The 12,768-nt window shown below is 57.5% G+C and carries 12 protein-coding genes and 1 riboswitch; of the genes, 4 read left to right on the forward strand and 8 right to left on the reverse strand.

Annotated features, from left to right (window positions below):
• Positions 1-17 precede the first annotated feature (17 nt).
• The 3 genes from DSM117340_RS13795 to DSM117340_RS13805 are packed head-to-tail and all read left to right on the forward strand — an operon-like array spanning position 18 to position 3,111.
• Entirely contained in the window at positions 18-1,250 is a 1,233-nt protein-coding gene (locus tag DSM117340_RS13795; protein WP_354689685.1) for an HlyD family efflux transporter periplasmic adaptor subunit, read from the forward strand.
• Positions 1,247-2,422 (forward strand): ABC transporter permease DevC, encoded by a 1,176-nt coding sequence (gene devC / locus DSM117340_RS13800; protein WP_354689686.1) that lies wholly within the window; start codon positions 1,247-1,249, stop codon positions 2,420-2,422. The genes DSM117340_RS13795 and devC overlap by 4 nt, the downstream gene beginning before the upstream one ends.
• On the forward strand, positions 2,422-3,111 hold the full coding sequence (locus DSM117340_RS13805) for an ATP-binding cassette domain-containing protein (RefSeq protein ID WP_271437421.1): 690 nt from the start codon (positions 2,422-2,424) through the stop codon (positions 3,109-3,111). Before devC ends, DSM117340_RS13805 begins: the two co-directional genes overlap by 1 nt.
• Before the next feature lie 32 nt (positions 3,112-3,143).
• Here DSM117340_RS13805 and DSM117340_RS13810 read toward each other — a convergent pair whose 3' ends face one another.
• The 8 genes from DSM117340_RS13810 to hisD form a co-directional block, all read right to left on the reverse strand.
• Entirely contained in the window at positions 3,144-4,457 is a 1,314-nt protein-coding gene (locus tag DSM117340_RS13810) for a TRAP transporter large permease (RefSeq protein ID WP_271437422.1), read from the reverse strand.
• Positions 4,454-5,026, reverse strand: a complete 573-nt coding sequence (locus tag DSM117340_RS13815) for a TRAP transporter small permease subunit (protein ID WP_089893682.1) — start codon at positions 5,024-5,026, stop codon at positions 4,454-4,456. The genes DSM117340_RS13810 and DSM117340_RS13815 overlap by 4 nt, the downstream gene beginning before the upstream one ends.
• Positions 5,027-5,170: 144 nt before the next feature.
• The gene (locus DSM117340_RS13820; RefSeq protein WP_354689687.1) at positions 5,171-5,932 is read right to left on the reverse strand and encodes an ABC transporter ATP-binding protein; all 762 of its coding nucleotides are present in this window, start codon (positions 5,930-5,932) and stop codon (positions 5,171-5,173) included.
• Entirely contained in the window at positions 5,929-6,912 is a 984-nt protein-coding gene (locus DSM117340_RS13825) for an iron ABC transporter permease (RefSeq protein WP_354689688.1), read from the reverse strand. The genes DSM117340_RS13820 and DSM117340_RS13825 overlap by 4 nt, the downstream gene beginning before the upstream one ends.
• Entirely contained in the window at positions 6,909-7,784 is an 876-nt protein-coding gene (locus DSM117340_RS13830; protein ID WP_354689689.1) for an ABC transporter substrate-binding protein, read from the reverse strand. The genes DSM117340_RS13825 and DSM117340_RS13830 overlap by 4 nt, the downstream gene beginning before the upstream one ends.
• Positions 7,729-9,546 (reverse strand): TonB-dependent receptor, encoded by a 1,818-nt coding sequence (locus tag DSM117340_RS13835; protein WP_354689690.1) that lies wholly within the window; start codon positions 9,544-9,546, stop codon positions 7,729-7,731. Before DSM117340_RS13835 ends, DSM117340_RS13830 begins: the two co-directional genes overlap by 56 nt.
• 121 nt (positions 9,547-9,667) lie before the next feature.
• A riboswitch (cobalamin riboswitch) is annotated at positions 9,668-9,864 on the reverse strand.
• 170 nt (positions 9,865-10,034) lie between these two features.
• Positions 10,035-10,799, reverse strand: a complete 765-nt coding sequence (locus tag DSM117340_RS13840; protein WP_354689691.1) for an SDR family oxidoreductase — start codon at positions 10,797-10,799, stop codon at positions 10,035-10,037.
• A 46-nt stretch (positions 10,800-10,845) separates the two neighbouring features.
• On the reverse strand, positions 10,846-12,177 hold the full coding sequence (hisD, locus tag DSM117340_RS13845) for a histidinol dehydrogenase (RefSeq protein WP_354689692.1): 1,332 nt from the start codon (positions 12,175-12,177) through the stop codon (positions 10,846-10,848).
• Between the two features lie 237 nt (positions 12,178-12,414).
• Here hisD and DSM117340_RS13850 point away from each other — a divergent pair, with 237 nt between their 5' ends.
• Positions 12,415-12,729 carry a metalloregulator ArsR/SmtB family transcription factor gene (locus DSM117340_RS13850; protein ID WP_354689693.1) on the forward strand — a complete coding sequence of 105 codons (315 nt, stop codon included), beginning with the start codon at positions 12,415-12,417 and terminating at the stop codon, positions 12,727-12,729.
• Positions 12,730-12,768: the final 39 nt, after the last annotated feature.

A 12,768-nucleotide genomic window follows, 5' to 3' on the forward strand; every position in this document is an offset into this window, starting at 1 on the left:
TTGCCAAGGCTGATGATATGAGTGACAAGACAGACGCAACGCCTGAGATGCCTCTGAAAGACAATGGGATTGGCGCAAGCGGTGCGATGCTTGCGACCCAGACAAGCGGGTTGGGCTGGAAAATCTTCCCGCTGCTTCTGGTGACGTTTTTTATGGGTGGAGTCACAGGTCTTTACTTCCAGCCACCCGGGATGAAGGCCTTTTTCGGCCTCACAGGGCTTGAGCCAGGCGGCGGGACAGAAACGCCGATCGCCGTGGCGATGGCGCAGGTTCAGGCGCAAGAGCAGGTCGCCGTTGTCAGCGAAGGCGATATCGTCGCGCTTGGGCGGGTCTTGCCAGACGGCGATGTCTTGGCTGTGGCCACGCCTTATGGCGCAAGTGATGCGCGGATACAGGAGATACGCGTCAGCGAAGGCGAAACCGTCAAACGCGGCGATGTGCTGGCTGTGCTCGACAACCAGAGCCAGCTTGAAAACGCACTCAACACCGCCAAGGCGACCTTACGGGTCAAGGAAGCGGCCCTACTGCAAAGCCAAGAGACCATCCGCGCAAGCCGAGAAGAAGCGCAGGCCAACCTTGAGCGCGCATTGGCAACTGCCGAGCAGGCACAGAGCGAGCTTGACCGCCTAACACCCCTCGCAGAACGCGGCGTCGCCACACAGGCGGCGCTTGATACAGCCACGGCACGCGCGGATGAAGCCAAGCGCGACGTGGAACGCAACCGTGCGACGCTATCTCGCTATGAGGCAGGCTCTGGTGCTGTGCAGGCTGATATTGCCGTTGCCGAGGCCAACCTTGAGGCGGCGCGCGTGGATGTGAGCCGTGCCGAGAGCGACATGGAGCGCGCACTTGTGAAGGCGCCAATTGATGGAATGATCCTCGCGCTCAATAGCCAAGTGGGCGAGAAGCCTGCCAACGAAGGCCTTGTCGAGCTTGGCGACACAAGCCAGATGATGGTGGAAGCTGAGGTGTATCAGACCATGATCGGGCGCGTCGCGATTGGCGATCCTGTCACGGTTTCAGCAGAGGCTTTGGACGGCGATCTCACGGGCGTTGTGAGTGCGATCGGGCTTGAGATTGGTCGGCAGTCGATCACATCGGACGACCCAGCCGCAAACACCGATGGGCGGGTTGTTGATGTGATTGTGAAGCTTGATGCGGCCTCGTCAGAAAAGGCCAAACGGCTTACCAACCTTGAGACAATTGTGCGGATTGATGCGGGACGGCTGGAAACAGGACAGGGCGAATGAGCAAGCTGCTTGAGCGCCTGCTGGGGCGGCTGCCTGTCGGCTGGCTCCAGCTTACCCATTCGCGGACGCGATTTGTAGCAGCCGTGGCGGGGGTCGCGTTTGCCAATCTTTTGGTCTTCATGCAGCTTGGCATTATGGGCGCGATGAGCACCGCGACGCTCGCGCCATACAACTTCCTTGACGCCGACATCATGATTTCAGCGGAAGACGCCAACACACTGACCGACGGGAGCAATGTTGCGCGGGCACGCCTTTTTCAGGCGATGACTGTTGCTGGCGTCGAAAGCGGCGCGCCCTTGTTTGTTGGGATTTTGGAATTCAAGCTGCCAGACGGGACCAACTCGACCTTGCAGACCTTTGCGACTGAGGTGGCGGACCGCGACTTTCTAAGCGCAGAGATTGCGGCTCAGTTTTCGCGGCTGACGCAGGAAAACACAGCTTTGATCGACACCAAGACGCGCGGCGTTGATGCCTCAGTTTTTGCCGATCTGAAGGATGGTAAACCATTTGCCTTTGAAGTGAACGGGCAAACGCTCACTGCAATTGGCACGCTAGAGCTTGGTGGCGGGTTTTCCGCAGATGGGACATTGTTTGTCTCGGATCAGACTTTTCTTCGCTTTTTTGGCAAGCGTAGCAGTGGCGCGCCAAACCATGTTTTGCTCAAAGTCGCAGACGGGGTTTCGCCTCAGGTGGTTGCCGAACGGTTGCGCAGCATTCTACCAGCCGCCTCTGTGCAAGTGAACACGCTGGCGGAGTATAAAGCTGCAGACCTTGCCTATCAGTCGCTTGAGCGGCCCACAGGCATCATCTTCGGGTTCGGGGTTTTGATCGGGATTATCGTCGGGTTTGTGATTGTCTACCAAGTGCTCTCAACAGATGTGGCCGACCACCTCAAGGAATACGCAACCTTCAAAGCGATGGGCTATGAGCACCGCTTTTTCCTTGGCATAGTTCTGGAAGAGGCAGGCATTCTGGCCGTGTTCGGGTTTATTCCCGGTTTCATTGTTTCGATGGGGCTTTATGCAGGGCTCTCGGCTGTGACGAGCCTGCCTGTCTATATGGACGGAACGCGGCCCTTTATGGTTTTCTTCGGAACGCTGGCGGCCTGCGCACTGTCTGGTGCGATTGCCACGCGCCGCTTGGCGGCGGCAGATCCAGCGGATTTGTTCTGATGACTGATATGGCCATTCAAACTCAGGCGCTTGACCACTTCTTTGGAGAAGGCGAAGCGCGCAAACAGGCGATCTTTGATGTGAACCTAGAGATCGAGCGCGGCAAGCTCACGATCCTTATGGGCCCATCTGGCTCTGGCAAGACAACGCTGCTCACGCTGATGGGCTGTTTACGGCATGTGCAGAGCGGAAGCGTGACCCTGCTTGAGCGCGAACTCAAGGGTGCAGGCGAGGCAGAGCTGGTGCGCTTGCGCCGCCGTCTTGGGTTTATCTTTCAGGCACATAACCTGCACGAAAGCCTCACTGCGACAGAGAATGTCTTGATGGGGCTGCAAGTCCACGGCAAAGGAAACGCGGCCAAGCAAATGGCGGCGGCGCATCATATGCTCAGGCTCGTCGGACTTGAAGATAGGCTCGACTACTTACCAGGCAATTTATCAGGCGGCCAAAAGCAGCGGGTCGCTGTGGCGCGGGCGCTTGTCTCCAACCCTGATGTGATCTTTGCGGACGAGCCGACGGCGGCGCTTGATAAAGTCTCAGGGCGCAATGTTGTAGATATGCTGAAGACCATGGGCCGCGAGCGCGGCACAACCACTGTCATGGTCACACATGACAACCGCATTCTGGAGCTTGCCGACAGGATCATCACCCTCGAAGAAGGCCGCGTTGTGAGCGATGTGCGGCCCTAGGCGCCCACCTTGGGCGCCTGAGGATCAGGGGATCAGGGGATCAGGAACAATGTGATCGCTGGGAAGAGTACAAGGATCACAACCCGTACCAGATCGGAGCCGACAAACCACATTACGGCGCTATAGGTGTCGCGCATAGGCGTTGTCTTATCCATTGCGTTGATGATGAAGAGGTTCATACCAACAGGTGGTGTGATAAGCCCGACTTCGACAACGATCAACACGAGGATCCCGAACCAGATCGCCACATGCTCCGGTGTCATGCCAAAATCAAGCTGGCTGATCACAGGAAAGAAAATCGGGATGGTCAGCAGGATCATCGAGAGGCTGTCCATGAGGCAGCCAAAGACGAGGTAAAACGCCAGCACGATGATCAGCACCGTCCATGCGCTATAGCCTTGGCCGACCACCCAAGAAGAAAGTTCCTGCGGCACTTGGGAAAGGGCAAGAAAGCCGTTGTAGAGCGCAGCACCGAGAACGATAAAGAAAATCATGCCCGTGGCTGTCGCTGTGGCGATGATGCTTTCTTTGAACACGCTCCACGTCATATTGCCCGAAACGAGCGCGATGAGGCCTGTGCCTGCCGCGCCAATCGCAGCACCTTCTGTGGGCGTGAACCAGCCCGCATAGATGCCGCCCACAACGAGGCCGAAAACAACCAGAACGGGCCAGACATCCAGAAGCGCGCGCCAGCGCTCGGCCATGGGAACAGGCTCGCGCGTACCCGCGGAATCAGGGTAGACGCGCACATAAATCGAAATCGTTACGATATAGCCGAGGGCTGCGAGAATCCCCGGAATAAAGGCCGCGAGAAAAAGCTTCGCGATGTTTTGCTCGGTCAGGATCGCATAGATCACGAGGATGACCGACGGGGGAATAAGAATGCCAAGTGTCCCGCCAGCGGCGAGCGTGGCTGTCGAGAAGCCGCCCGAGTAGCCGTAGCGGCGCAGCTCTGGCAAGGCGACGCGGCTCATTGTGGCGGCTGTCGCGAGCGACGAACCACAGATTGAGCCGAAGCCTGCGCAGGCCCCGACGGCCGCCATGGCCACGCCGCCTTTGCGGTGACCAAGAAAGCTTTCGGCTGCCTTGAAGAGCGCTTGAGACATGCCAGAGAGCGTTGCGAACTGGCCCATAAGGAGGAACATCGGAATGATCGTCAAAGAGTAAGACGAGAAGGTGCCGTATGTCTCCGTTTTGAGACGGGACATGAACATGTTGGTATCACCTGTGGCAAACCAAAGGCCCCCGATACCTGCAAGCAACATGGCAAGCCCAATGGGCGCGCGCAGGAAGATCATCAGAAGGAGGACGGGGAAGGACAGAAAGCCCAGTTCAAGCATGCTCAATGGGAAGCTCCTTCGGAATGAGGCAGGTAAGCGCGGCCTGTGGCCAGCTCAGCGATGCGCGCCAAGGCACAATAGAGCGCGACGACACAGGCCGCGAGTGAGGCCGCAAAGCTGGCGGCATATGCCCACCAGATCGGGAACTGAAGCAGGAAGGTTGTCTCGTTGTATTGCATTTTGTCGAGCATACCGACGTAGAGGCGCGCAGCGATGAGCAGGATAACCACTGTCAGAACGATCTCCCAGAACGCCATCAGCGCCTTATTGGCGCGCCCCGGGAGAGCCGAGGTAAAGATATCAACTGTGGCATGAGCGCCGTAGAGCTGGGTGATTGGGAGAAAGGCAAAAATGGCGAAGGCAACGCCAGCTTCAAGCAACTCAAAATCGCCAGTGATCGGACCAACACCCGTGCTGATCAGCCACTCGCCAAGAGCGCCAAGGCTACCAGCGTGGCCCAGCGTGTTGAGGGCGCGACCAAAAACACTTATAAAGGTGAGTACGACCAACGCGGAGAGCACAAGCCCTCCGAGCACCGCCATGACACGGGCCAGTTGTGAAACGTATTTGAGCATGAGCTCCCCCCAGATCTTCATATTTTCGACCAATCGGTCGAAAATACTAGTTGCGCGTATAACTACACAGAACCCTAGAGCGATCAAGTGCGTGTTTCTACTTATTTCGCTTTTCATGTCTGAGCTTACGCGCAAGCCCAGCGATCAGCGGGTCACTTCTGTTGGCTGAAAAATCGGCCCTTGCGTCGTGTTTTCATAAAACACACGGATGCCGAAAACGGTATTGAGCCGCTCGGGCGTGAGCACCTCTGCAGGCGAACCATCGGCAATGAGACGCCCTTGGGAGAGCATCAATATCCGTGTGCAATGCCGTGCGGCGAGGCCGAGATCATGCAGAGACACGATAACCGATTTGCCCTCGGCGGCGAGGGCTGCGAAGCTTTCCATTGCCCCAATCTGGTGGGCGGGGTCGAGGCCAGCGATTGGCTCGTCCACCATCAGAAGCGGTGTTTGCTGCGCCAAGGCACGGGCAATAAGCACGCGGGCCTGCTCGCCGCCAGACAGCTGGTTTGCGAGGCGGTCAGCGAAATCTGTAAGGTCCATTTCCGCGAGGGCCGCATCTACGGCGGCCTGATCTTCGGTACGCAGCTTCGTGCCGCGCGGGAGATGCGGGATACGGCCCAGCGCGACCACTGTTTCAACCGTCATAGGCCAAGCGATATCACGCGCCTGAGGGAGCCACGCCACAGCGCGGGCGCGCTCGGAGGGGGAAAGCGCCGTCAGGGAACTTGCGCCTTTGGCGGGTAAAAGGCCGAGTGCCGCGCGCATCAGCGTGGTCTTGCCCGCGCCATTGGGACCGATCAGGCCGACACATTCGCCCGCCCCGATAGAGACCGAAACGTTGTCCACCACAGGGCATTCACCACGCAGAGCCGTCAGGCCATCAAGAGAGAGAAGCGTGCTCATAACAGCTCCTTTCGGGTCTTGAAAATAAGGTGCAAAAACAATGGTGCGCCGATGAGAGCCATGACGACCCCGAGCTTCAAATCCCGATCAGGCATGATCAGGCGCACGGCAATATCGGCAGCCAGAACCAGCGCCGCGCCACCAAGCGCAGAGGCCCAGAGAAGCCGCGAGGGGCGACCGCCCACGAAGGGGCGCAGGATGTGCGGGACAACAAGCCCGACAAAGCCGATCGCCCCAGCGACAGCCGTCCCTGCGCCAACAACGCAGGAGACGCCGACAACCAGCGCCAGGCGTAGGCGGGAGAGATTGATCCCCATGGAGCTGGCCGCATCTTCGCCCAGAGTAAGCGCATCAAGGCCGCGGCCCAATGTGCTGAGCAAAACCCAGCCCAGCGCCATAACAGGCAAGGCAAGAAATACGTGCAGCATCGAACGGTCCGCCAGTGAACCCATCATCCAGAAGACAATTTCATTGGCGGCGTAGGGATTGGGCGAGAGGTTGAGCACGAGCGAGATGAGCGCCCCTGCCATCGCAGAGATCGCAATCCCGGCGAGAATGAGTGTCATTGAGGCCCCACGTGGGCCCGCCAGCAAAAGCACAAGGAGCACGCCGACAAGAGCCGCTGCCAGCGCCGAAAGCGGCAGCGCGAGCGCGAAGGCGGCAGCGAAGCCTGTTTGCAGCGAGAGCACAGCCCCAAGCGCCGCCGATGAGCTGACCCCGATGAGACCCGGCTCTGCCAACGGATTGCGCAAGTAGCCCTGCATTGCGGCACCTGCGAGGCCGAGCGAGGCTCCGATCATCACCGCGAGGAGCGCACGCGGGAGGCGAATTTCTCGCATCACCAATGTGAAGGGCGTTCCGTCGTCGACCAGAAGAGAGGACAGGCTTTTGGCAAAGGTCGCTTCGGCAGGACCAATCGCAAGTGAAGCTGCAAAAAGCATCGCCACCAGAGCCCCGAGAAGAAAAAGCAGGCGTATCATGGGAACAGCGCCTTTCGTTTTGCAGCCAACTCATCGATGGCGCGCAAGACAAGTGGTGTGCCACAGGACCAGTCGCGGCTGACCATACTCACAGGGGGGCCGCCGCCTGTGACAGCGCGCACAACAGGGTGCTGCGGCACCTCTTCGGCGCGGGAGGCCCCTGCGTAGGGTGTCGAGCTCATCACCAGATCTGGCGCGCTCATGGCAAGGAGTTCAAGCGGCATGCGGCCACCATAGTCGATGCCAAACTCGGAGGCGACATTGATAAAGCCTGCCGCCACAATCATTTCGTCGGGCAAGGTATGCGCGCCAGACGTATAGCCGTTGGCCGCATAGCTGAGCGCGCGGGGGCGCTGCTCTGGCGCATTGTCCTTCAGTCGTGCAAGCCCCGCCTCAAAAGCCGCCACAAGTTCGGCAGCGCGTGCCTCACGGCCAAGCACAGCGCCCATCTCGCGCAGGCGCAGAGGCACATCTGCAAGCGAATTGGCGGGCGCAAAGCGCACAACACGCAGCCCCAACCGTTCCAGCATTTCGACAGACGCGCGGGCCGTATATGTGCCCGTCAACACCAGATCGGGCTTCATCAGGTAGATTTCTTCGGCGCGGGCGGAGTTGATATGAAAGGCGCGCGCCTCCTCAACCATCCCCGAAATACGCGGGTCAACCGCGAGGGAAGAGAGCGAATGAAGCTGGCCTTCCCCCGCGAGCAACATGGCAAGCTGATCTGTACAAACATTCATCGAGACAACCTTCTGAGGTGTCTCGCCATAGGCTGCTGCGCCAGCCACAAGGGCCAGCGCAGCGGCGCTTATGAACTTAGAAAGACGCACGGACGCCAAAGTAAAGCGCGCGATCGGAGGTGCCGTAGCCACCCGATGTCTGGTATTCTTCATTGAAAAGGTTGTCGACACGCAAGTAAAGTTCTGTGTTGTCACTCACTACGTAGTTCAGCGTTGCATTGGCAACGGTATAATCCTCCATAGCGCGTGAAGGATATCCATCATCCGCACGGCTAGCGGCATGGTTTACATTCAAACCCATGGACATGCGCGTGCTGATGTCGGCATTCAGACCAAGCGAAATGTCATGCTTCGGCGTCCTGCCAAACTGATAACCGTTAGTATCGGCGGTGTCGGTATAAGTGTATGACCCTGCTAGGGAGACACCAGTTGAAACCGCAAACTCACCCGAAAGCTCAATGCCTTTTGCAACATATTTCCCTGTCACTTGTTGGTACCCCGAAACATAATCAATAAGATCGTCTATCTCAGTATAAAAAGCGGTGGCCTCTATTTTTGCGCCCGATGCGTATCGGTGCTCAACGCCAAGATCAAAGCTTACCGAGCGTTCGGGGTTTAGGTTAACATTGCCATCTCCGGGAGCGAAGAGTTCATAAAGTGACGGCGCACGAAATCCACTGCTCACGGCGGCCCGAAACGTTGTCGCCTCAGACGTGCGCACCGCAAGAGCTGCACGCCCTGTAAGTGCCCCACCAAATTGAGAGTGGTTTTCATACCGGGCCGCAAGGGACAGATCAACATCCGCAGAAAGTGGTGTAAGTAACTCTGCGAACACTCCTGATGTGTTGGTTTCAGTTTTGGTCGAGTCGAGCGAGGAGCTTTCGATACTGTGTGACGCACCGAAGGTCACCGATCCAAAACCAGTCTGGCCCGTCCCTTTATAATCAATCTCGGTTCGGTCACCCTCGAAAACTTTGGTAAAAATAGATGATGGCTCACGTCTTCTGGTGCTATGAGTAGATAAACCAAATTCGTGATCAACTCCCTCTCCCTCAAGCATTGCAAAAACCCGAGCACCGGTACGTGTGCTAAAATACGGTGTGTCTCCGTCCGTTAGAACATAGTTACTATCGGTGTCTTCGATATTCATATCAGCATCTGCGTATATTAGCGTAGCTCCAAGTGTAAGAGAATCTGTAGCTTCAAAAGACGCGCTCAAATGGGAGTTTATTCCGCGGTAGTAATCCGCTTCGTTAAATCCATCGTTTTCGTCAGCCGAAGAAAAGCCATCAGTGTTCATCTTCACCAAAGAAAACGATATGTCCGCACGATCCGTTTTACGAAGGTAAGTAAATGAGACGCTCTTCGTATTATAAGATCCAACTTCTGTGCCAAATGTATATTTCTGTCCCTCGTCGGCGAGCCGCATCGCGGAAAGGTTGATCACACCACCAATGGCTTCAGAGCCATAGTGCGTCGATTGTGATCCTTTGAGCACCTCGACGCGACCAAGCCCCGTGTTCATGGTACCGCCCCAGTCAAACAAGTTTTGGAGCTGTGAAGGATCGCTCATGTCGATCCCTTCAAAAAACACGGAAACAAATTGAGAGGGCAAGCCGCGCACCGACAGAAGCTGTGTCGCACCAACTGAGCCATTACCTGCGAAACTAACCCCAGGCTGTTGCCCTATTCTTACCACGACTTGCTGCGTGCCACCGTCTTGCAGCGCCTCTTCGGTAACAACCTGGGTTGTTGTGCCTGTCTTGCTAAGCTCGGTCGGGACAAAGCTTGAAAACAACGTAATCTCGCCCAGATCGAACGCCTCTTGAGCGTAGGCAGGGGTATGGGAAATGAGCAAAGCCAGAGCGGCGGATGCCTTGAGTGTAGAGTGCATTTTGGTCCTTCTCCTGCGCGATGCGCGCAAGTCATAGAGACGGGAGAAGATATAGCTCCCCCGTGGTTACAGCGAATGCCACCACGACGGAATGTCCGTTACCTATGCGCCCCTCGCACATCGGTAGGGTGAACATCCTGGCAGGTCTCCTGACTTGCGGGTCGGGGCTTGGCTGAACCTTCCCACCCTTTTGGGCAGTGGCTTATGTCAGCTTCGCTCGCCGCTTACAGTTGCGGGGGCAGTTGTGGATTGGGCTCAAGAGCCGCACCACATTCCCTTTTCACCGGCAGATGCCGGACCAGAATGGCGCAGTCCTATTACGACTCCTTCGTTTGCGTCAAGCACGCAGATCCGCGATGAGCCAATTAACTTTTTCTTTCTAAAAATATCCACAGGGAGAGAGGCCGAAGGCCGAGGGGGCGCGTGCGCCCCCCTTCTCAAGCAAACCTGTGCGCGCAAAGCGCGCTCCGCTGGATCAGGTCTCTGCTTCAATCAGCGGTCCAGCCGCCATCAATCAGCATAGAGCTACCCGTGACGAGGCTTGAGGCGGGTGAGGCGAGATAGAGCACCGCGCCCATGATGTCCTCCACCACACCAGTACGGCCCAGCTTAATCTTTTCTTCAATCCAAGCGACACGAGCGGGATCAGCAAAAGTCGGCTCTGTCAGCGGCGTTCGGATGAATGTCGGGCAGATCGTATTGATGCGGATACGGGACTTGCCCCATTCAATCGCCATTGCTTTGACCATCCCCTCAAGGCCAAATTTCGAGGCGCAATAGACCGCCCGATCGATCCCGCCGACGTGGCCCATCTGTGAGGAGATATGAATGATGCTCCCTTCAATGCCAGCATCTTGCATCGCCTTTGCAGCCCAAGCAGATAGAAAATATGCACCACGCAAATTGATGTTCATCACGGCGTCAAAGTCACTTGGCTCTGTCTCGGTTGCGGGGGTGTGTTTGGCATATCCGGCCGCATTGACGATAATATCAAATGGCGCTTGCTCTGTGAGCGCTGCTTTAATGGCATCCAGATCGGAGACATCGAGCGAGAGGGCCTCGGCAGAGATGCCCTGCCCCGCCATCTCATCCACAGTCGATTGCAGCCGCCCCATGCCACGCGCGGAGCAGATAACATGCGCCCCCGCTTCGGCCAGCGCTACGGCGCAGCCTTGACCGATCCCCGAGGAGGCGCCTGTCACGAGAGCACGCTTGCCTGTCAGGTTCATCGAGGGCGTTTTGGGGAGGGTCATAGGCGCAATCCTTTGGGTTGTTTTTGGGCTTGGGTCGAAGAGCGGCTCATTCGGCCTGCTCGCGGTAGGGCGCGCCTTCACCATAGGGCACATTGATGCCACCGTAACGGCGCACGCGGATGTTGCATTGCTCGGCGTGCCCGACAAAGCCTTCGAGCATGCAGAGGCGCGAGCCGTATTCGCCCACCATGGTTGCGGCCTCATCGGTGAGAACGCACTGGTAGCTGTGGGTTTTGAGAAACTTGCCAACCCAGAGACCGCCCGTGTAGCGGCCTGCTTTCTTGGTCGGCAGCGTATGGTTTGTGCCGATGACTTTGTCGCCATTGGCGACATTGGTGCGCGCACCAAGGAAGAGAGCGCCGTAGCATGTCATGTGCTCAAGGAACCAGTCGTCGCGGTCTGTCATGACTTGCACATGCTCGGAGGCGATATCATCGGCCACTGCGAGCATCTCATCATAGGTGTCGCAGACGATCACTTCGCCGTAGTCTTCCCAGCTTTTGCGCGCAGTGTCGGCGGTGGGCAGGATCGTAAGTATGCGCTCGACTTCGGCCATGGTGGCGCGGGCGAGCTTCTCGGAGTTGGTCAGCAAGACACAGGGTGAGTTATAGCCATGCTCGGCTTGGCCCAAGAGATCTGTGGCGCAGAGTTCAGCGTCAGCGGCTGTTTCATCAGCGATGATCATCGTCTCGGTCGGGCCTGCGAAGAGGTCGATCCCGACGCGGCCAAAGAGCTGGCGCTTCGCCTCGGCCACATAGGCGTTGCCGGGGCCGACGAGAAGGTGAACAGGGTCGATTGTCTCGGTTCCCAGCGCCATAGCGCCGACAGCCTGAATGCCGCCGAGCACGTAGATTTCATGGGCACCACCGAGGTGCATTGCGGCGATCACGGCGGGGTTTGGCACGCCGTTGAAAGGCGGGGTACAGGCGATGATCCGCGGCACGCCCGCGACAGAGGCTGTGGCGACTGACATATGCGCGGAGGCGACCATGGGAAACTTGCCGCCCGGAACGTAGCAGCCGACAGACTGCACGGGGATATTTTTGTGACCGAGGATCACACCGGGGAGGGTTTCCACTTCGATATCAAGCATGGAGTCCCGCTGTGCTTGGGCGAAGTTGCGAACTTGGGCTTGAGCGAATTTAAGATCTGCCATTTCCTGCGGGGTGACTTGTGCGATGATCTCTTCAATCTCGGCGTCCGTGAGACGGTATGTCTCGCGGTCATAGCCGTCAAACTTATTGGCCAGCTCGCGCACGGCCACATCACCGCGTGTCTCGATGTCTTTTAGAGTGGCCGCTACGGCGCCAGCGACCTGTGCATCTTCTTCGGCACGGTCTGCTGCGGGCTTGCCTGTTTTAAGATATATAACGCTCATTTAGATATTCCTGTTCGCTCGTTTCACGCCACTTTGCATCGGCTCTTGCAAACAAGTCCAGCCGTTAAGCACTGGTTGGCATCGCCTGTGCCGTAGCGAAATTCAGACCAATTTCAAATTCTGTCGACTGCCGAAATCTCCAAGCCTCTGCACAAGGCTGAGCGCAAAAGACAAGGCCGTTGATGATGTAGTAAGATTCATGTTTACAAAACTAGATATATAGTTATGTTTGGTCGCATGATGACACAAGCCTCCACAGCGCTCGCCCTTGCCGCCCTCGGACATGACACCCGTTTGGGTATCTTCCGTTTGTTGGTTCGTACGGGGCATGACGGAATGAACGTAGGCGACATTGGCCAGCATCTCGGCATGGCTCCCTCAACACTGTCCCACCACTTGGGCACGCTTGTTGAGGCAGGGCTGGTGACGCAAGAACGGCAAGGCCGCCTGATCCTCAACCGCGTCGATTATGACGTGATGAACCAGACACTCGCCTTTCTGACGGCGGAGTGCTGTGTTGGCGTGAAGCTCACGCAGGAAGATGCGGCATGAAACGCGCCTTTGTTTTTTGGCCCAAGCGTAACGACTTTT

Source organism: Lentibacter algarum, assembly GCF_040580765.1.
Classification (GTDB): domain Bacteria; phylum Pseudomonadota; class Alphaproteobacteria; order Rhodobacterales; family Rhodobacteraceae; genus Lentibacter; species Lentibacter algarum.

Excerpts from the sequence above, each read along its gene's own strand:
- DSM117340_RS13820 (WP_354689687.1), bottom strand. The coding sequence starts at position 5,932 with ATGAGCACGCTTCTCTCTCTTGATGGCCTGACGGCTCTGCGTGGTGAA.
- DSM117340_RS13840 (WP_354689691.1), bottom strand. The coding sequence starts at position 10,799 with ATGACCCTCCCCAAAACGCCCTCGATGAACCTGACAGGCAAGCGTGCT.
- DSM117340_RS13835 (WP_354689690.1), bottom strand. The coding sequence starts at position 9,546 with ATGCACTCTACACTCAAGGCATCCGCCGCTCTGGCTTTGCTCATTTCC.
- DSM117340_RS13805 (WP_271437421.1), top strand. The coding sequence starts at position 2,422 with ATGACTGATATGGCCATTCAAACTCAGGCGCTTGACCACTTCTTTGGA.
- DSM117340_RS13850 (WP_354689693.1), top strand. The coding sequence starts at position 12,415 with ATGATGACACAAGCCTCCACAGCGCTCGCCCTTGCCGCCCTCGGACAT.
- devC (WP_354689686.1), top strand. The coding sequence starts at position 1,247 with ATGAGCAAGCTGCTTGAGCGCCTGCTGGGGCGGCTGCCTGTCGGCTGG.
- hisD (WP_354689692.1), bottom strand. The coding sequence starts at position 12,177 with ATGAGCGTTATATATCTTAAAACAGGCAAGCCCGCAGCAGACCGTGCC.
- DSM117340_RS13825 (WP_354689688.1), bottom strand. The coding sequence starts at position 6,912 with ATGATACGCCTGCTTTTTCTTCTCGGGGCTCTGGTGGCGATGCTTTTT.
- DSM117340_RS13815 (WP_089893682.1), bottom strand. The coding sequence starts at position 5,026 with ATGCTCAAATACGTTTCACAACTGGCCCGTGTCATGGCGGTGCTCGGA.
- DSM117340_RS13795 (WP_354689685.1), top strand. The coding sequence starts at position 18 with ATGAGTGACAAGACAGACGCAACGCCTGAGATGCCTCTGAAAGACAAT.